This is a genomic window from Methylocucumis oryzae (assembly GCF_000963695.1).
Lineage (GTDB): Bacteria > Pseudomonadota > Gammaproteobacteria > Methylococcales > Methylomonadaceae > Methylovulum > Methylovulum oryzae.
In genome coordinates this window covers 1-17,381 of the sequence record NZ_LAJX01000004.1, presented here as the reverse complement: position 1 = coordinate 17,381, position 17,381 = coordinate 1, and the positions used below count along the sequence as shown (strand labels likewise).

The window sequence follows — 17,381 nt, the reverse complement described above, 5'->3', positions numbered from 1 at the left end:
TATACCCTCTTAGTTATGAGCAGATAGCCAAACCAGCCATCGGCGTATCAAAATAAATAGTGACTTGATTAATGCTGATATGCTGTACTTCTGCAATAATTTGCATGCCACCTAGATTAGTTACTTGGACATTAGGCCGCCGCCCTAGATTGTGATTAACAACCCATATATCTGATGATGTAGATTGTGTGTATAAAAACTGCCCACCGGAAGAGCCGTTTAAAGATGATAACCATTCCTGCTCAGTGCCTAAAAACCCATTATCAACCGCAATTTCATAAGCGCTTTTACCGGTATCCCCAAGTCTTAAAACATGCTTTTTAATGGGAGGCGCACCATCAATCTCAAGTCTATGCTTCATAGCCGTGTAATCGCCTCTTCAACTTTAAAAACAATTGTTTCAGTTAGCGTTTTTTCGCCGTTTTCTAGTTCTAAAATGTCTAAGTAGAGGGTTCCAGGCGGCCAGGATGTTGTGTCATTAGCCGATAACTCATATTCACCACTAATAGCATCAATAACAGCTACATCTAATATCGCAACGCGTCTACCTCGCTTGTCTCGCACATGCGAGTGCAATGCGATATTAGATATATCTCGTGGAGTATCATCATCATTTAATGCAAAGCCGCTCGCTTTAAACGAGCGGCCTTGCTTAATTTCAAAGTCAAAAGACATTGATTTTTAAACACCCATTCTCAATGTCGGTTGTGCCGGAGGTTTATTTAATACATGGTCAATTGCGTAACCTGACATAAACAAAGCTCCCAATATCAAAGGGTCGCTAATATCGGTTTTGCCATCACTAACCATTTGCATGACAACCACACCACTCGCACCGATACTCGCTAATGTGTACTTAATCGCACCGAAGAAATACTCTATCGGTGAGCAATTGAGTTGATTCTTATACGAGCTAACAAAATACTGAAAAATCGCGCCTACACCGCAAATGCCTAACATAAAAATCACGTTCACAATCTTAATAGGAATCTTGCTTGCTGTTACGTTTAAATCAGGTTCGGCAGCCATCGCCAAAGGCACACACGCCATTAATACGATTGCCATCAATAGACCAAAAATTAACATTACTGTATTTCTCATTGCTTTCTCACTTGGTTAGTTAAAAACTACGTTGTTACGCCTTTCAATTGCGCTATTTCTTGCTGCAAATCCGTTAATACTTCTTTCAACCCATCGCGCTTAGCGGTCAAGACTTCCAGCATTTTTGGCGCGGGTGTTTTAATTCCTTTGGGTATTTCGATTTGTAGCGCGGCTAATTTCTTTTGCCACTTTACTCGGCTCGCGTCGAGTATATTAACAATCTCAATAACCGCTTTTTCGTGATTGTCCTGATGTTTAATCGGTGTCAGTTTTTTATTAATTAACACCTGAAAAACATCGCCGGACTGCTTAATTCGCAAGGTCACTGTTTGCGAATCAGCAAAAACAAGATTCATTTCCCGGTAGTTAATACCGGATGTGCGCTTAGCTTTTGCATCAACATCAACTTGCGCAATCGGGCAATGATGTTTTTCAAACGACTTGCTAATTGTTCGCGTCGCCTTGTCTTTATCACTGGCAAGGTCTTCGTAATTAAACAATAAATTGCTTGCGGGTATTGTGTTTGACATTATTTATCCTTAATCCATCCGTGTTTTTTCATTTCTTCAGGATTTAGTAATTCAATATCAATCCCACTAGGTAATGGAATAATTGTTATTGGAGATATATTTCTAGGTTGTATAGCAGCCCTAAATGAATCCATTAAAGTGTCAAATTGTTGCCTATTCAGCAGTGATGCATTTCTAAGCACAATCATATCGCCGGGTTTTAATTGTGGAATAATTTCAGCAATAATTTTTTCGTTTGTTTCCATTAGTTTGGTTCTCCTGTGTTGCCTGCCCCGGTATCCACGCCACTATGGGTATGCGTTGCACCGACATTCTTACCTTCATGCGTTAATTCGCCGCCGCTAATCGCGACATCGCCATGCAGCTCAATGGTTGCAGCATTGAGCTTTAACACGTTATCAGCCGTTAATTCGATATTGGCATGATGAAACCTGCGCCAATCAACCTCATTGCCCGCCGATGGATTACGATACCCGGTAATAATTGGGTAACGTTGGTCGCCGCCAATAAAGGCAACCCAAACGGTATCGCCGTCTAAGATTTCTATCTCGGTATTTTTTTTGTCACCGATTGGGTATTCAATTTCAGCTACTGGTAACTCATCGCCGCCATCGGTAATGCCTGGGATGCTTACGCGCACCTGTCTAGTCGGGCCGTCATAACCTTTAACCACAGCCGGATAACGCCCTGGATAACTAAACATTCTCTAAACTCCCTAGCCATAGCTTGGTGTATTGGTCAGCCATGCCGTTATCCCCCGTTTCAACCACATGCGCGGCGGTAATAACTACTAATGGAGATGCTCCATCCACCTCAATCACATCACCACCCGCTATATTCATATTTAACGTGACTTTCGACTTTTTCTTATGCACCAAGCAACGGGTCATGTTCTGAAGTTGTTGCGCGTTTTTATTCGGGATAAATAAACGCGCTCTGGCTTTTGAGATATTGCCGGATACCACGTTGCCATTTTTATCAAGCGAATAAAAACTAGGCACTTCGTGACGCTCTAAAAAGCCGCTCTTCACATCATCCGAGGCATTGTTGGGGATTTTCAACATCGCTTTTTGCCGGAATAAATCTGCATAGCGAAAAAACTGCATTTTGCCGTTTTTCCAACGCACTTCGCCGCCTTCTTCTTGCAATACTCTAGCAATTTCAAAGCTAGGCGTACTACCAACAAAACACGAAAAAGCCGGAATGGTTATGTCAGAGTCAAAGCCTTTAAACGTCGCTCCGGCTGCTTTATAAATCGCCATTAAGCTAGTTTTAGTCTTGATAATTGCGCGTTCTCGCTTAAATGCGATAGATGCACAGTTATCAAGAAAGGCGATTAAGCTAACGCCGCCAAAATTTCTATCGCCTTGTGACACACGATTTTCAACCGGATTAATTTTGATGATGCGAAACGTGTCACCGCTTACCGTTAACACCTTACCTTCAACAAGCTGCGCCGCTAAAGCGTCATCGGTTCTGATTTGGGCTTCAAACGTGACCGGAACAGGCACTAAACCTGTTCTAATCACAGCGGAAATAATCAAATCGCCGCGTATTTGTTCGCCTTTTTCAGTTGCAATAATCACTAAAATGTCTCTATGTCTCGGTAAAACGCTTTATGGGCTAATTCGTTTTCTGCTTGCATAATTTCTTGCATGACTTCACTGGTAGACCGGCCAAACACATCAACCCCCATCATCCTAGACGCTTCTAACTGAACAGCGGTTTCGCGGTCAACATAAAGCAAAAACAACGGTCTAATAAGCGCCCATTCCGAATAGCTTAGTTCTGTCGAACTATCGATAGTCGTAGGCTCACTGGTAATCGCCGCATATCCAGCATAAAACAGCGTGGCCGTGACCGCTTGAGCCATCACCGTGTCGCTGTCTAACAGTAGCGTATCCGGCTTTTCTTCCGTAACGTAACGCCCTACTAATTCCGTTAATGTCATTAGCGGTAGTTATCCGAATTACCTTGCTCAACTTCGCCGAAGTAATGGAAAAACAACGTGCCACTAAACGTTAAAACCTGTGTTCTGTTTTCAAAATCCCTATCAGGATTTTCCATCGTGAAAAAACAGTCATAAATCGGCTTGTACCGCAAATGAGCTTGCGGAATACCCTCATACACTTTTGCGTCAAACGTGCCGCCGTTTTGCAAAAGCTGAAGCAACATATCATCAACAGAACCAGCAACAACCTCTTGAAGCGTTACTGCACCTTGGTGGTTAAGCTTTGCTTGTCCTGATTGCCATCTTGATGTACCCATGATAGTCGGCACTTCAATTTCACCTACCGGCGTCACGGTAGGCCAAGGGAATTGCTTGGTTAGCAAATACATCCCTTCAAAACCTTCGATGACCATTGAGCCATCGCTTGAAATTACTTTGTCGCCAAGCGCTTTAATTTCACTATGGCGTTTTTTTAAATATTGCTGCTCTGAAACAGTCATTGCCTCTGTCCTGGTTAATTAACATCGGCAATTACTTTATGCAGTTAAAACGGTCGCTTTTTCGCGTTTTCCTAATGTGTTATGTACGATAGCTGTTACGATTAAATCTTGGGTATGATTTTACCAGCCCGTAAATCAGCCAAACTTAATCCCCCCGTATATTGGCAATGAGCCATCTCTTTAAATTTTTTCCAGCGCCCAGCCCATTCCAGACCAAGTGATTCAGCAATCTCACCACAAATTTGAAATGTCTTTAAATCATTCCATTGAGCTTTGCCATCACGAACTGGAACAAAATCAAACGCGCAACGAAAATTATGAAAGGATTGTCCAGCTTTAGCATTAGTTATTATTTTTCCCGGCTTAGTGCGTCCTTGCGCATAAAGCGCTGTTTGCGACTCAAAATCACGATAGGTGCTTGTTATAATCACATCTATTTTATTATTCCTACATAGCTCTATGAATTTTCTACATTTTATTTCAACGAAAGGGTGTAATTGTTCTAGTTCACGGCTATTAATCATGGTTATACCTCTGCGTTTTATTTACTGTCGTTTTTCCGTCGCCCAATACCTTCAATTTCGGTTTTCAACTCCTCTATCGTTTCGTTTAGACGCATAATTTGCGATGTTAATGTCGAGTTTTCAGCTCTAAGCTTTAAATTCTCGGTATGTATTTCATTAACCCGCTTAATCGCTTCTTGATATTGCTCATCCACACGCTTTATTTCGTCTCGTAACATAGTGATAACGTCCTTGTTCGCTTCCGTAGAGGCAATCTGTGTGTCAGCTATTTTTGATTGCAAAAACAGCTTTTTAAATCCGATAAAAATCACTGGAATAGCGGTTACTACCGAACCCACAATTAACCCAATACCGTCTTTGCTTTCTAAGTCCATAGTCATCGCCTCATCTTTGCAACCATTTTCATAAAATTACCCAAGGTCTGAATCACTCGGTTTATTCGGTCAACCTGGGCAATCTGTATTGTTATTTCGTTCTCTTTTTGCTTTTTCCAGTTCTTAAAAGCGTCACCGGTAAGAAACTGGTCTATTGCGCTAACCGGCAACGTGTACGCCTCTGGTAACGAACAGTTGGCATACAGCACTGCGTTATCAATCGCGCTATGCAGTTGATGCTGCCAGTCCTTTAATGCTTGCGGGGATGATTGCAGATACGCGAAATCGGGCAGGCGGCAAGGTAGAACCGACCTCCCTTGGCATAACAACAATGCCCTTATTGTTTAACCCAAGACTAAACAAGTGGTCGAGTTGTACCCAACCGCTATAAAAGGCGGTTCTGAGTTGTCGGAAAATGCTTTGTGGATAATTGAGAAAAACGTTCATCCGATGCAGTAATTGCTCATCGTATGCGCCTTCGTTTTGATAGGGATTTAATATAGGTTGGTCAACAATAGACAGCATCGCCGCCATGCAGCCTAGCTCCCAATATTGCAGTTCGGTAACAACGTGGTTATTCGGTAGCTTAACTTCACCTTGTAGGCGTTCAATCGCTTCCGCCATGCCACCGGTTAAATAGCTTATTTGCCAATGGTCATCGCCAATAATGCCTAAATCGAATACTTTAAGCTGGCGTTCACCATCCAATTCGACATCAAAGGCGGCGTTTAAATAATCGGAATAATGCCCATTTTGACTTAGTTCAAAATCGGGATGCGGCGAAAGCGCGGAAAGGTATTGGCACAAGAGTAAATTTTGTTCCGGTACCGTCAGCTCTTGTACCGAATTAACGCCGTCGAGAGTAACAACGTAGGAAAGGAATTCGCGTATTGACCGCCATGTAGACTCTGGCGGCAAACTTGATAAAGCAAGCGACTGACCGACTGTCAGCTCACTATAAGACGCTTTAAGCCTGCGCGTCCTGACTTCTTGAAATTGCGGGAGCATAATCTAGCCTGTTTAATGTACTGTTGGCTAGATTATGGTGGTTCGTGGGAATGGAGTTGTCGGGTTTTCCTAATTTATTTTAGGTTGAGACGCCGAATTACTGGCTTAGGGTTGCTTGCTAATATCCATACTTGCACCACACATCAGGATTCTCATTTAACCCTCTAGGCTGTTCAATAATACCCAGCATTTCGTTAAACTCTTCTTCATCAAGATAAAATCTTAAGACTTTTGCAAAAGCTTCTTTAAATTCATCATTCCGTTCTGCACAAGCTTTATACTTGTTCATTAAATCGGCAACAACTATTTCACAAATTTGGTCATGATTTATCTTTACCTGCATTGAGCAGACATCTTGAAATTCTCTAAATTTGTCTATCAATCCAACATCGTTTTTTATGCTCATAATTCACCTAAAACTAATTTGTATCGTCAAAATCAAATGGCATTGTTTCTCCGTATCTAGGCGCTTGCTTATCCAATCTAGCTATAAAATCTTGCCAATTATTTGAATCTCTCATTAACCAAATAACACCGCCAAGATGCTTAAGTAACTCTTGCCTGCCATATCCGGCTGTTAAATGTCGATGTAAATGAGTTTTCTTTTCTTCCTTTTTTGCTTCTTCTTTTAAAGCATCTAAAAACGCCTGGGGCAAGCCTTCTATAAACAATATCATTGGTTAAATGCCCAAAATAACTAGGTTTATAATTTGAATTTTTAGGCGGATAAGGTATGCCGCGTAATCTAAACATATTTTCATAAAACTCATGGTCAAATGTCTTAATCCAAGGCTGTAATTCCTTTGCTACAAATGCTTCGAGTATTTTTGCTAGAGCATCTTTTTCCCTATCTTTTTGATAGCCTGTTGCTTCATCAACTAAAGCGGATATTCCAACTCTAGCAAAACCTCTTATAAGGGTTTCGGCAATTAGATTTTGCTGCGAATCTATTTTGTTATTTTTTCTTGACGAATCCATTATTACCTCACAAATTTCAGGTAATAAGATTGCATCATAACCAAAAGCGCTTCTTCCTGCTTTTGGAAGAAATTCAATAGGCGAATTTATGCGCGCAAGTAAATCATTGTTTATAAAAGATATAACATCTTTTTTTGCAAGGAAACGAGGGGTTTTTTGCGCGCCATCACCAGCAACACTTCCCCCCCGCGATTTCCTGTGAATGCTTCTGATATTCCTCTTTGAGATAAAACTCTCTGCCCATTACTTAATACATAACAAGGTATCTTTATATCTAAAATTATTAAGATACCGTCATGAGTTGCTTTTGGCATTTCCTTTCTGCGCTTTTTAGCATCAACCATAGCTAATGACTTGGCTTTTCGCTCTTCAATAGTCATTTTATCCGCAAGAGCTTTTCCGCCTTTAGCCTTTCCTATTAAATCTTTATGTTCAGTCATAACAATCACCTAATCGCAAAATAAGCTATTATTTTACTGGAATTTTTTATTAATGCGAGTAAAAACATGCATAAAAGTAAAAATAAAGTTTAATATTGAAAATTAATCGATTTTAAGTAGATTACAACTATTAATTAATCTATTTCCGCAAGTCTGTACCGAGTAGGCCGTCCGTGGCCTTTATTGTTAGTGATTCAAGGTTTCAAAAAATGCGTGTTCTGACTGTTGGTAAATATCTTCATTTACTTTAACGATTAAGTCATGGCCTAATCGAATAGTTATTTTCTCACCACATGCACGGCGCAAGGCTTGTTTTAGCTTAGTCTTGCTAACGAGAACTTGGTCATCGCTTAAAACAACCCGTGGCATTAACTCGCCTTGAATCGCTTTTATTTTGGCGTCAACGATTTGCTGTATTTTTTCGTCTAAGGTGACTGGTTCGGCTTCTGGCTTAGGCAATAACGCAATCCGGTCATTAATCGCTTGCTCGAATTCGTTTTGTGTCATCGTGACCAAATCATCGACCGATAACCGGGCTAACAGCGATAAACATTCTAGCCGCGCACCTTCAGGAATGCGTTTGTAAGCCGGAATTTTGTCGCCTTTTTCTTTTTTAACACCGAAGTGCGTACCTAATGCACTCCACATTGAGATAACCGCCTTGGCTTGCTGGTCTTTGGGTAACAGCGCTGCACGGTCATCAATGAGCTTCTTAAGCTCGTCTTGCGTTTCAGCGGATAGACAACCAGGCAATGCGAGCTTGGTTTTTTGAGGGGTAGGCGCTCGGTTGGTGTGTCTTTTAAACCGTATGGGACGGGTGTGTTCTTAGTAAAATAAAATTCTTCCAGTTGGTCTTGTACTAGCCACGCATTATCGGTATCAAGTATTTTGGCGTGGCGTACGGTACCGCGTTCTGTCCAGAGGTAAAGCTTACGAACCATGTTTGAAATTTGTACTTCGATTTTATCTAAGTACAATTTTAGTTCTTTTAAATCAGTGCCTTTAATTATGAAATAATGAATTCCTTCAATAAAACGACTGGCGTTATTATTGAAATTTTGCTGAATTTGAATTTCCTTTGCGCCGTAAATATTAGCAAGAAGCTCAGTGGTAATAACAGGTTGGTTATTCCAAATGATAGCGGGAAGTGTTTCGGGGGATAGGGTTGCGGTATTCATGATAGTCTCCTTTGTGATTTAAGAAGACCGCCGCTTGATGTCGTGTTGGGCGGCAGCCTGACACAGGATACGACTACCGTCCAAAGGAAGACGGCCTCGCGTAAGCGAGCCTGTGCCAGACCACCAAAACGGTAGGCAAAAAAATAGCGCATGATGCGCTGGCATCCTTTGATAAAACGGGAGTCGTAAGCCCGACCTTCACAATGTGGTGAAGGCGGCATAAGGATACGCCTAATCAGATTAAAACGTCAATAATTTCAACAAAAATAAGAGTTTTATGAAAAGTCTTGATAATCAATTTTTCTTCTCAGTTGTGCAACTAGACGCCGATATAAACTTAGTTCTATTACCTTATCTTACAGACAATCATCAATTAATTCCTGATATTAATAAAAAAAGATGCTTATATATGGGCAATTTGGGATATTTATCCAAGCATGATGTTTATAGGCCACCGATATTATCAGGTCTTGTTTATGGTCAACCAAGCGTTGTTAACATTGCGAAACAATATTGCATGGATGGGCTAATTATTTTCAACAACAATCATCACGCTAATCAACTCCTTCTTGAGTTTTCTAAATACAACTCTGGCATAATTTCATACGCCAAAAAAGGTATTGATAAATATGATTTAGCAATCTGGACTAACCGATTGCATTATCTTTGTAATATTGAACCAATTTTTGAACGACGTAATTTAACAGAAAATGAATTACATACATTACTAATAGAAAAACAAGGATTTTCAGAGCAAAACTATCTTAGTGGCTATGTCATAAATTACATTAGAAAAAAAGAAGCTATTAAACGATTTAAAACTAAACCACAAAAAAGCGATATTTTTATTATTGAATTCATATACAAAGTTAGAAATAAAAACCATTATGAAAAACAAACATGGTATCGGCATAGAATCATCAAAAAAACCAAGAGTAATATTTTTGTTGAACTTTTCCCTTACTGTGGTTGCAGTTATTTAAAGCAAGGTTGGCAATCTCAAATTTCTTACGCTTTTATGGTTAAAAGAGATGATTTTGAGAAAAATGGATATGCAGCTTATAGTAATGGCTATATGCTTTATAGCAAAAGCGAATTTGAAAAAATAAAACATACTATTAAAGACGATGATGCGAAATTTAACGCAAAATTAGATGATGATATTTATGATGTTGTTGAAATTCCAATTAATAATATCCAATGGGCAATGGATATTTTAGGGATAACAAAATGGCCTGAAACTATTGAAGCGATTAAGAAAGCATTTGTTAAAGCCTCTTTAAAACATCATCCAGATAGAGGCGGAATTGCTGATATGTTTATAAAATCTAAGGCAGCAAGAGATGTATTATTGGATGCTCTATCTTAAATAAAGAATGGCGCAATAGCATCAGCATATTGCGCCGCATGGTCTACAAATAAAAATCAAACTGGTTCATTTCCGTAACGCCTAAAACCTTAATGATTATTTCCGCAGTATCAAAATTATCATCGATATTTAACAATAAATAGTGTGTATCTGGATTAAAAATTATCTGACCTTCAGCATAAAAATCACCTTTGCCAATATAGGTAAATTTATTATTCCCATCATAAGTATGGTTATTTGCGTCAATATTGTATAAGTCGATAATGTCATCGCCTCGATGAAAATCAGTTATAGTGTCATAACCTGTTTTAATTTCGGTAAAAGAAAAAAATATCGTCCCCGCCTCCACCAGTTAAAATATCATTGCCACGCCCGCCTCTTAAAAAATCATCTCCTTCTCCGGCAATAAGGCGGTCATTACCTTCATCTCCATGTAAAGAGTCTCTACTTTCACCGCCATATATTTTGTCATTACCTTTGCCGCCGTAAATCACATCACCGCCATCGCCATAAACATATTTTTTATTATCACCATAGATAATATCGTTACCACCATTACCATAAATAGTATCACCAGCTTCTAATCCATAGATGTAATCCTTAATATCTGTTCCGTTAATTTCATCGTTGCTTTTAGTGCCATATAGTGTAGCCATGTCTATTCTCTAGCTAGTTAAAAAACTAAAGTCTAGCACAAAAAAGTGGATTGTACGCGCGGGGCGGCTCGGCTTTTAGGTAGGGTGTTTTATACTAACGCTTGGCTTTGTAAATGTCACCTGCGTTTACATTTAGATTTTGGCTATCAGCTAGCAAACATTATTGAAAAAAATGTTGCGTTTTGCCAATGAAACCAATGCGCGGAAAGTCTTTGCAACCAATTGACCTTAGCGAAATGACATGCATCGTTTAGCCTAGAAAAACCGTCCGCTATCAATAGCTCATTACGGCATAAGCCATCAATTGCAAAATAGATAGCAGGCTCATCTTTCTCTATGACCAAACGCTTCTTTTGATACTCTAGCCATATTTCGCCAGACGGCGGGCCGGTAATAATATCTATCTCAAGGTCGGCAAATTTCTCGCGTAATTTAGAATGCATATCGGCTTTTTTTGAAAAGCCTATGACTAAATCCAACGCAGATAATATCGCAGCAATAACTCCAACACTAATCATCCAGTATGGTGTAATACCTTGCTTAACGGCGTCCATGATAACAACACCGGCCATTATCACTGAGAGGAAACTAACGACATTTTGAATAGCATAAAAAAAGCTTTTCCTACGGTCGTGATACCGAACAGAGCGCCGTATATCAAACAATAAGTTATAGTTTTCATCGGATAAATTAAGTTGCTCTTTAAGATTCATCTTGCTTACGTCCGTTATCGTCGCGGTTTCTATTTGGAATAGACGGCATGGTATTTTTAACTTCAATAGCTGTAGCAATACCTTTAGTAGCGTCTTCAGTATCTACTATTGTGGCAGAATCAAACCCAGGAACGCTTGATATTTCCCGGATATTAGGTTGTTTTTTATCTTTTACTTGTTCTGACATGTTGTAACCTTTTGTGTAACGTTTAAAATAGTGGCATAGCTCATTTAAAAAGTTTAGCACAAAGGTTAAATATTTCTAGCGCGGCAACTCGGCTAGTTATGTCAGTTAATACCGCGTATTAGCCCAATCGTCCTTATCCCACGCGGTTAACGAACCTAGCGTAACAGGCAATAACAACTCAACAAAATTGCCATTACTATCAATGGGTGAAGATAAGGGTATACCGATTTGCTCTATCACCATCGGTGCGTATTTCCGATTTTTATAGACAAAGGCAATAAGTTTAGGGGATTGTGACGGGAGTAGCGCTTCTATGGGATTAGCTTCGCCTTGGGCGGCTTTTATGAGGTTTGCAATTAAGCTATCGTTAGCTAAGCGTTGTGGAAATGCCCATGATAGTAATTGGTCTAGCGGGTCTTCGACTTCGCTCACTGGGTCTTGCCACGCGCGAAACAGCAAGGTTAGCTGTATTTTCACAGGTGGCATACCGCTAAAAATCTGTGTCGAATTAAGTTTGGTAATGCCCGTGCGGCCTTCAAATTGCTTTAAAAAGTCGCCGGATTGTTGTTGAGCGGATGTGACGGCATTGCCGCTTGTTTGCCCTGCATTACTACCCAACAGGCCACCAACGGCGCTACCGACTTTTGACGCACTTAAGGCATCGATAACCGGCTGAATAGCGCCGGACTGAAGCATAGCAAAGAGCATTGGGGCTTTGCTTTCCGGCGACATCGATTCAAACGCACTTTGCCAATTAAACGAGGCGTCTAAATTAGATTCGGTTAATGGCGCTTCGACAATCGGACTCGCCGGATTGCCGTCCTTGTCTTGCACCATATCGCCGTTTTTATCGCACTCAAAAAAACTGGCTATCAATGAGTATGATAGCCCGTCCCAACGTGAGGATAAAACCGGAGGTAATAACGTCGAATTAGCCGCCACTTAAGCCCATCGCTCTACTTAAGCGCATGGATTTCATGCGTCTAAGCCTTGCGGTTGCGCTAACGGGTTTTGCGTGTAATTTACGCACAGCGGCTTTTTGCTTAGCAGTTAACCTGGCAACGCCGCCGACACGCTTATTAATGCGTACTTTTTTTGCCTTTGCGAATCGCGAAAACCTTTTTTGAACATACCGCCTAGCTTTTTCAACATGCCGCCGACTGAATCAAGCATCATTGGCTCTTGTTCATTATCACCCCAAGCAAAACTATCAATATCGGCATCTACCGCCTCTTGACCGTCTGGCATGGCATTTAATAACAAGTCAAACACGCGCGTAGCGGCATTAGCATCACCATCATTTAACAAGGCGTTAGCGTCTTCCTCGCTAACACCTTTTTGACGTAAGGTAATCCCACGCGGCATTTAGAATCATGTCTAAAAATTTCGCTCTCGTTCTCATCGAGTTCACCATTTTTGTTAATGTCGAAAATACCCACGAATAACGCGAACAACCTATCAGCAAAGGTTTCGTTATCGTCTAAGTCATCGGTTTCTAACCAAGTATGGATAGCCGCTACCGTTTCCTCATTAAGCCGCGCGGTTTCAACATCTTCCATCGACGCGGCATCTAGCATCATGTCTTCTTTGTCGGCGCAGGATGAATCGAATACAACAGCCGGTTTGGATGCTGAATCCAAACCAATATTACCTAACATCGCCTGGTAAATCGGGTCTCTTAAGTCCATAACACCACCTTATTTAGTGTAGGTTTGAGTTACGAAACACTTGACGTGCTGTGCCTTGGTAACGCACCCAGTAATTCACGATAATAACTTCATAAGGGTTCTCTTCGGACGGATACACCTCAAACCTAAATGACTTCCCCAGCATTTCAGGGTCGGTCGATTTCTCTAACCAACCAGCAGCTTCCGCGCCTTCAAACAATGACTTTAAGTAGTCTTTGGTTTTAGTGACCGCATCGCGCATGGGATAACCAATCACTGCCCGACCAAAGCGCACCACTGCATCATCAATCGACGTTGACATATCCGTCGCAGCAATCAATTTGCGTAAACTCACATCGACATTAGCGCAGGTAATCGCATCACCAAAGATAAAGTTACCATCTTGGAAAATTACCGGGTTGATTTTTGCGCGGGCCAATCGGTCTAGGTTAATCCGGCTTAAATCGGTGTTTTGACGGATATTGCTACGCACTTTATTAAGCGGCCAATCTTTACCCACAATCGGATAATGCTTAGGTGCAAAGCCTCTAACATCTTTTTTCCGATTTCGCGCACAGGCAAACGCAATGTTTAACGTCGCTGAACCCATCTGCAACGAGCCGTTGTTTCTTGACGGGTCTTCACATAGTTGCGGTGACCAGAACGCATGAATCAAGTGATTTTCTAAGCGTTCGGATAGGTTTAATGAATCAACAAATGAGACGGCCTCAACAACAGTTTCGCCTTGAACGTCAAAACGTAAGTTCTTATTAGTTTCATAAGACACTTGTGCCAATTCTTTGATAATTGCCGTGGAGTCAGTATCAAGCGATGAAATATAGGCAAAATCTAGCGGCGTAGCTATAAGCTTGCGTCGTGCTGCAATGTAATCTGCTGCCTCAAATTCAGCCGTGCCTTCGGAAAAATACTTCATAACCTCTGAAGTAACCCATTTTTCTTCACCGGCTTTATCTTCATCATCTTCATAATAGCCGTACATAAACGATTCATTTTGCACGATAGCGTCTTGACCGACTGTTATTTCAATCGTATCGGTTTTTCTGCTAACAACATCAGGAAGGAACGTTGATGAATTAAAATCATCTCGACCATCATCGGATAAATCGCCAATAAACTCATAGCGATACCCTCTAGGCTTTAATGGGTCGATAATGCGTAAATGAATCCGGTCATTATCGGCTTTGTTGCCAGCGCTATCTAATTTCTCCTCGCAATGCATCGAGATAATCATCCCGTCGTTAAAGCACTCAAGGTCTTTAATGGCGAATAAATACGGCTCTTCTTCCTCGTCCGGCAAGTCATTCATCAGAATATATTGCGGATTCTTAGCTAGATTAGCCGTAACAATCGTATTTTCTAGTTTATAACCAGAACCACCGCTAACCACGGTAATGACATCAATATCACCATCGTCAATAGTACACGTCGCTGACGCACCAGAGCCTCTCTTGCCTTGAGCGTCTTTTTTACTTTTGATGCTAATTCTAGGCACTGACGGCAAATAATCGCCTACTGCATTAGGTGCGCTAATCGCAGTAATAACACCATCAATAACATCAGTAACCCTAGCGGTTGCGCCTGCGCCAGTGCCTCCCGTAATAGCTACTACAGTCGGGTTTGTAGCTGCGTTCCAAACATTATAATCGCGCCCACCTTTAGCTACAGTAATGGCTTTTATTTTGCCAGCTTTAGCGCCTGATGCGTACAACGTGACATAAACCTCGCCACCAGTTCCGCTACCGGTAAATGCAACCGATGGATGTGGATAGCCTGTGCCGCCATTTGTTATAGTCACTTTAGCGTTATTAAGACTGCCGTTTTTAACTCCGCTTAATGTTGCAGTAGCGCCTGAACCACCTGAACCACCAAAGGTAATGGTTGAATTACTTAAATAACCTGAACCGCCTTCAACATCGACACCAACAATAACGCCGTCTTTATCGACTGTTACATACACTTTTCCGAGAGCACCATCGCTAATTGTGACTGTCGGTAATGGATAAGCCGCCGTACCTTGGTTAATCACACTAATCGTATTGAGGATGCCATCACGAATCGTAGGAGTGAGCTTAATACTCGTTCCCGACTTCACCACGATGTATTTATTTTTGCTACCTTGAGGTACTAGCCGTTGTAAAACCGCAGCGGCTGCACCGTTTTTCAATCCTTCAAACGTTGCCAACCAATTTTTATAGGCATTGGTTTTTTGCCCAATTTCGCGCCTTGGCCGCATTTGCTGATAAAGTTTTTGTTATCAACTAAAAACGGTTTATCAATTCGACCGCGCGTTAACCGCAACATGCCCGCAAAAATCTGGTCACGAATATCGGTGGTAATTTCTGAGTTATCTTGTAAAGGATTTAGCTGCACGCCGGGTGCAGCGCCTAATTGCCTGGTAAATATATTTGCCATTGCTTACTTTCCTTTTCTTTTTTGAAATTTATCGCTACCGGCTGATTCGGGTTCTGTTGTTGCGATGCTTTCACCCCCGGCAATCGTTTCGGCTGCTGTGCTAGCATCGCTAGCAACAAGAGTTGATTCAGTGTTTTCTGTCGTTGGCACTTGACCGCCTTCGCCTTCGGATTTTTTATCGTCTTCCGATTCAGTAGACTTATTGTCGCCAGCTTCGTCTCCAAGCTTCTTATCGTCTTCTGGGTCGGCAGGCTTATTGTCACCGCCTTCGCCTTCAGGCTTCTTATCGTCTTCCGTCCCATCCGTTTTAGTGTCTTCAGGACTCCCGGCATTGAGATTTAAATCAATAATTTCGATAGCCTCTTCATAGTGATTTAATTTAGCTATGGCTTCGGCTTCAACACAGGCAGCTTGCAATACACCAAAACTTGGCACGGCAACATCTGCCGTGTTTTGGCCGGTTAATTCAGGTTTTAAAAACACACTGAGAGGGTTAAATCTAAACGGCCTTGGCATTTTATTCGCAATGCGTACCAGCATTGGATACTCAGCTTGCGCAAAGTAATCCGCTAATAAGTCATTGGCTTTCATGCCAGTTTTAGCCGGGTCGCCAATAATGACTGAGTTAGTTTTGTTATCCATTATTAGCACCTATTAGTTAATCAAGTTGCTAACATCTAACGCAGCACAACCGAGTGATGAAGGTCTATGTGGGTTAGGAACTAAAAAATTACGCTCATAACAAGCGTACCCGCCTTTTAAATCGGCGGCTAAGCCTAATGGCTTAATAATTCTTGCTACTGCATCACCAAAAACAATTGGCGAACGAGAAGCCTCATAAGCATCGCTTACAAATAGAATTTTTGAGTCTGAACCAGATTCAGTGGCATGGCGTGGTGTGTAATACACCTCGTAGACACCAAACAATTTACCTAACCTAAATACACCTGGGCGGTTAGATAAACCTGACGGCTCAAATATGCTGCGCGGTAATCCTTGAATAATGGCAGCCATTTTCTTCCCGACATACCAATATTTAATGCCTGACATGAGGGTATCAATTGCCATTTGTTGGCTTAACTCTCCAACAACTGTTTGCATGTCATTAAAAATTTGCGCGGCATTAAGCTGTGCAGAACGCGTAGGCCAATCAAAATCAAACGTGTCGCTATTTTGAACTGCTAATTGCTTGATATACCATAACGCTTTGTAATGTCTTTCGTTTTCTGCTTGATTGCTTATTGCAATCATTGATTGCGCAATAGGGTCAATGCCTAACTCATTGCTTAATTGAGTTTGTGAATCGATTGAGCTTTGAGCAAATCCACGCCACGGATTTGCTAAAATCGTGTATGTTTCAGCGTATGTGTCTATATTAGAAATAAGCGAACCATCGCGTTCAAAATCCATAACAGCTTCTACATGGACGTTATTTGTAGAGCCTAACACCGCACCACTTGATGTAATTGTTACAGTAAATGTGCCTGTGTCGTTATTAATCGTACCAGCTGAGGTGTACGTTAACCCGCCAATCGTAATAGCCCCGCTAATCACACCAGGGCTAGTTTCTTTAGCTGCTAACAAACCATTAATTAAGACAGTTGCGCGGCCTTTCATGAGCTTTAAATCACCTGCGGTTTGGTCGCAAGTTTCATCGTCGGTCATCACTTTAGTGATTTTACCGGTATATGGCACTGCTGAACCGGATACAATACCGCGCGTGGCTTTATGTGTTCTGACAGCGCTTAAATAAGCGCTTCCAGAATTAACGC

At 41.3% G+C, this 17,381-nt stretch carries 29 protein-coding genes; 1 reads left to right on the top strand and 28 read right to left on the bottom strand.

Annotation, left to right across the window (positions count from 1 at the left end; translation table 11 throughout):
• Nucleotides 1–13 precede the first annotated feature (13 nt).
• The 17 genes from VZ94_RS00495 to VZ94_RS21895 form a co-directional block, all read right to left on the bottom strand.
• Nucleotides 14–361 carry a hypothetical protein gene (locus VZ94_RS00495; RefSeq protein WP_045777711.1) on the bottom strand — a complete coding sequence of 116 codons (348 nt, stop codon included), beginning with the start codon at nucleotides 359–361 and terminating at the stop codon, nucleotides 14–16.
• Nucleotides 358–675, bottom strand: a complete 318-nt coding sequence (locus VZ94_RS00490) for a hypothetical protein (RefSeq protein WP_045777710.1) — start codon at nucleotides 673–675, stop codon at nucleotides 358–360. Before VZ94_RS00490 ends, VZ94_RS00495 begins: the two co-directional genes overlap by 4 nt.
• Nucleotides 676–681: 6 nt before the next feature.
• Nucleotides 682–1,101 carry a hypothetical protein gene (locus tag VZ94_RS00485; RefSeq protein WP_131655427.1) on the bottom strand — a complete coding sequence of 140 codons (420 nt, stop codon included), beginning with the start codon at nucleotides 1,099–1,101 and terminating at the stop codon, nucleotides 682–684.
• 26 nt (nucleotides 1,102–1,127) lie between these two features.
• On the bottom strand, nucleotides 1,128–1,631 hold the full coding sequence (locus VZ94_RS00480) for a defense against restriction DarA-related protein (protein WP_045777708.1): 504 nt from the start codon (nucleotides 1,629–1,631) through the stop codon (nucleotides 1,128–1,130).
• Nucleotides 1,631–1,876, bottom strand: coding sequence for a hypothetical protein (locus VZ94_RS00475; protein WP_045777707.1), 246 nt, complete (start codon nucleotides 1,874–1,876; stop codon nucleotides 1,631–1,633). Before VZ94_RS00475 ends, VZ94_RS00480 begins: the two co-directional genes overlap by 1 nt.
• The gene (locus VZ94_RS00470; protein WP_052700073.1) at nucleotides 1,876–2,334 is read right to left on the bottom strand and encodes a hypothetical protein; all 459 of its coding nucleotides are present in this window, start codon (nucleotides 2,332–2,334) and stop codon (nucleotides 1,876–1,878) included. The genes VZ94_RS00475 and VZ94_RS00470 overlap by 1 nt, the downstream gene beginning before the upstream one ends.
• On the bottom strand, nucleotides 2,327–3,217 hold the full coding sequence (locus tag VZ94_RS00465) for a hypothetical protein (protein ID WP_045777706.1): 891 nt from the start codon (nucleotides 3,215–3,217) through the stop codon (nucleotides 2,327–2,329). Before VZ94_RS00465 ends, VZ94_RS00470 begins: the two co-directional genes overlap by 8 nt.
• Nucleotides 3,217–3,582 (bottom strand): hypothetical protein, encoded by a 366-nt coding sequence (locus VZ94_RS00460; RefSeq protein ID WP_045777705.1) that lies wholly within the window; start codon nucleotides 3,580–3,582, stop codon nucleotides 3,217–3,219. Before VZ94_RS00460 ends, VZ94_RS00465 begins: the two co-directional genes overlap by 1 nt.
• A complete protein-coding gene (locus tag VZ94_RS00455) occupies nucleotides 3,582–4,082 on the bottom strand; it encodes a hypothetical protein (RefSeq protein WP_045777704.1) in 501 nt (166 codons plus the stop codon). The genes VZ94_RS00460 and VZ94_RS00455 overlap by 1 nt, the downstream gene beginning before the upstream one ends.
• A gap of 101 nt (nucleotides 4,083–4,183) precedes the next feature.
• Nucleotides 4,184–4,606 (bottom strand): M15 family metallopeptidase, encoded by a 423-nt coding sequence (locus VZ94_RS00450; RefSeq protein WP_045777703.1) that lies wholly within the window; start codon nucleotides 4,604–4,606, stop codon nucleotides 4,184–4,186.
• Nucleotides 4,607–4,623: 17 nt separating this feature from the next.
• Nucleotides 4,624–4,980 carry a coiled-coil domain-containing protein gene (locus tag VZ94_RS00445; RefSeq protein ID WP_045777702.1) on the bottom strand — a complete coding sequence of 119 codons (357 nt, stop codon included), beginning with the start codon at nucleotides 4,978–4,980 and terminating at the stop codon, nucleotides 4,624–4,626.
• Between the two features lie 225 nt (nucleotides 4,981–5,205).
• Entirely contained in the window at nucleotides 5,206–5,988 is a 783-nt protein-coding gene (locus tag VZ94_RS00440) for a hypothetical protein (protein WP_045777701.1), read from the bottom strand.
• Nucleotides 5,989–6,106: 118 nt separating this feature from the next.
• Entirely contained in the window at nucleotides 6,107–6,394 is a 288-nt protein-coding gene (locus VZ94_RS00435) for a hypothetical protein (RefSeq protein ID WP_045777700.1), read from the bottom strand.
• Nucleotides 6,395–6,534: 140 nt separating this feature from the next.
• Nucleotides 6,535–6,966, bottom strand: coding sequence for a P63C domain-containing protein (locus tag VZ94_RS24055; protein ID WP_082081254.1), 432 nt, complete (start codon nucleotides 6,964–6,966; stop codon nucleotides 6,535–6,537).
• 110 nt (nucleotides 6,967–7,076) lie between these two features.
• The gene (locus VZ94_RS21900; protein WP_052700071.1) at nucleotides 7,077–7,406 is read right to left on the bottom strand and encodes a hypothetical protein; all 330 of its coding nucleotides are present in this window, start codon (nucleotides 7,404–7,406) and stop codon (nucleotides 7,077–7,079) included.
• 186 nt (nucleotides 7,407–7,592) lie between these two features.
• Entirely contained in the window at nucleotides 7,593–8,054 is a 462-nt protein-coding gene (locus VZ94_RS00425) for a hypothetical protein (RefSeq protein WP_045777699.1), read from the bottom strand.
• Nucleotides 8,039–8,584 carry an ORF6N domain-containing protein gene (locus VZ94_RS21895; RefSeq protein ID WP_052700070.1) on the bottom strand — a complete coding sequence of 182 codons (546 nt, stop codon included), beginning with the start codon at nucleotides 8,582–8,584 and terminating at the stop codon, nucleotides 8,039–8,041. The genes VZ94_RS00425 and VZ94_RS21895 overlap by 16 nt, the downstream gene beginning before the upstream one ends.
• 277 nt (nucleotides 8,585–8,861) lie before the next feature.
• On the opposite strand from VZ94_RS21895, the gene VZ94_RS00415 reads away from it, so the two are divergent.
• Nucleotides 8,862–9,953 carry a J domain-containing protein gene (locus tag VZ94_RS00415; protein WP_045777698.1) on the top strand — a complete coding sequence of 364 codons (1,092 nt, stop codon included), beginning with the start codon at nucleotides 8,862–8,864 and terminating at the stop codon, nucleotides 9,951–9,953.
• Nucleotides 9,954–9,996: 43 nt separating this feature from the next.
• Here the strand turns inward: VZ94_RS00415 and VZ94_RS00410 are convergent, their stop codons facing one another.
• The 11 genes from VZ94_RS00410 to VZ94_RS25675 form a co-directional block, all read right to left on the bottom strand.
• Nucleotides 9,997–10,302 (bottom strand): M10 family metallopeptidase C-terminal domain-containing protein, encoded by a 306-nt coding sequence (locus VZ94_RS00410; RefSeq protein WP_045777697.1) that lies wholly within the window; start codon nucleotides 10,300–10,302, stop codon nucleotides 9,997–9,999.
• Complete coding sequence (locus tag VZ94_RS00405) at nucleotides 10,262–10,609, bottom strand: calcium-binding protein (protein ID WP_052700069.1); 348 nt, start codon at nucleotides 10,607–10,609, stop codon at nucleotides 10,262–10,264. Before VZ94_RS00405 ends, VZ94_RS00410 begins: the two co-directional genes overlap by 41 nt.
• 146 nt (nucleotides 10,610–10,755) lie before the next feature.
• A complete protein-coding gene (locus tag VZ94_RS00400; protein ID WP_045777696.1) occupies nucleotides 10,756–11,322 on the bottom strand; it encodes a hypothetical protein in 567 nt (188 codons plus the stop codon).
• Nucleotides 11,312–11,509, bottom strand: coding sequence for a hypothetical protein (locus tag VZ94_RS00395; RefSeq protein ID WP_131655426.1), 198 nt, complete (start codon nucleotides 11,507–11,509; stop codon nucleotides 11,312–11,314). The genes VZ94_RS00400 and VZ94_RS00395 overlap by 11 nt, the downstream gene beginning before the upstream one ends.
• 105 nt (nucleotides 11,510–11,614) lie before the next feature.
• Nucleotides 11,615–12,385 carry a hypothetical protein gene (locus VZ94_RS00390; RefSeq protein ID WP_204368978.1) on the bottom strand — a complete coding sequence of 257 codons (771 nt, stop codon included), beginning with the start codon at nucleotides 12,383–12,385 and terminating at the stop codon, nucleotides 11,615–11,617.
• Between the two features lie 174 nt (nucleotides 12,386–12,559).
• On the bottom strand, nucleotides 12,560–12,817 hold the full coding sequence (locus tag VZ94_RS00385) for a hypothetical protein (protein ID WP_045777693.1): 258 nt from the start codon (nucleotides 12,815–12,817) through the stop codon (nucleotides 12,560–12,562).
• Nucleotides 12,811–13,197 carry a hypothetical protein gene (locus VZ94_RS00380; protein WP_045777692.1) on the bottom strand — a complete coding sequence of 129 codons (387 nt, stop codon included), beginning with the start codon at nucleotides 13,195–13,197 and terminating at the stop codon, nucleotides 12,811–12,813. Before VZ94_RS00380 ends, VZ94_RS00385 begins: the two co-directional genes overlap by 7 nt.
• 13 nt (nucleotides 13,198–13,210) lie before the next feature.
• Nucleotides 13,211–15,379 (bottom strand): hypothetical protein, encoded by a 2,169-nt coding sequence (locus VZ94_RS00375; RefSeq protein ID WP_131655425.1) that lies wholly within the window; start codon nucleotides 15,377–15,379, stop codon nucleotides 13,211–13,213.
• On the bottom strand, nucleotides 15,358–15,609 hold the full coding sequence (locus VZ94_RS00370) for a hypothetical protein (RefSeq protein ID WP_045777690.1): 252 nt from the start codon (nucleotides 15,607–15,609) through the stop codon (nucleotides 15,358–15,360). The genes VZ94_RS00375 and VZ94_RS00370 overlap by 22 nt, the downstream gene beginning before the upstream one ends.
• Nucleotides 15,610–15,612: 3 nt before the next feature.
• On the bottom strand, nucleotides 15,613–16,251 hold the full coding sequence (locus tag VZ94_RS00365; protein WP_045777689.1) for an ICP22 family protein: 639 nt from the start codon (nucleotides 16,249–16,251) through the stop codon (nucleotides 15,613–15,615).
• Between the two features lie 12 nt (nucleotides 16,252–16,263).
• The coding region (locus tag VZ94_RS25675; RefSeq protein ID WP_045777688.1) for a hypothetical protein at nucleotides 16,264–17,381 on the bottom strand (1,118 nt) is incomplete at its 5' end.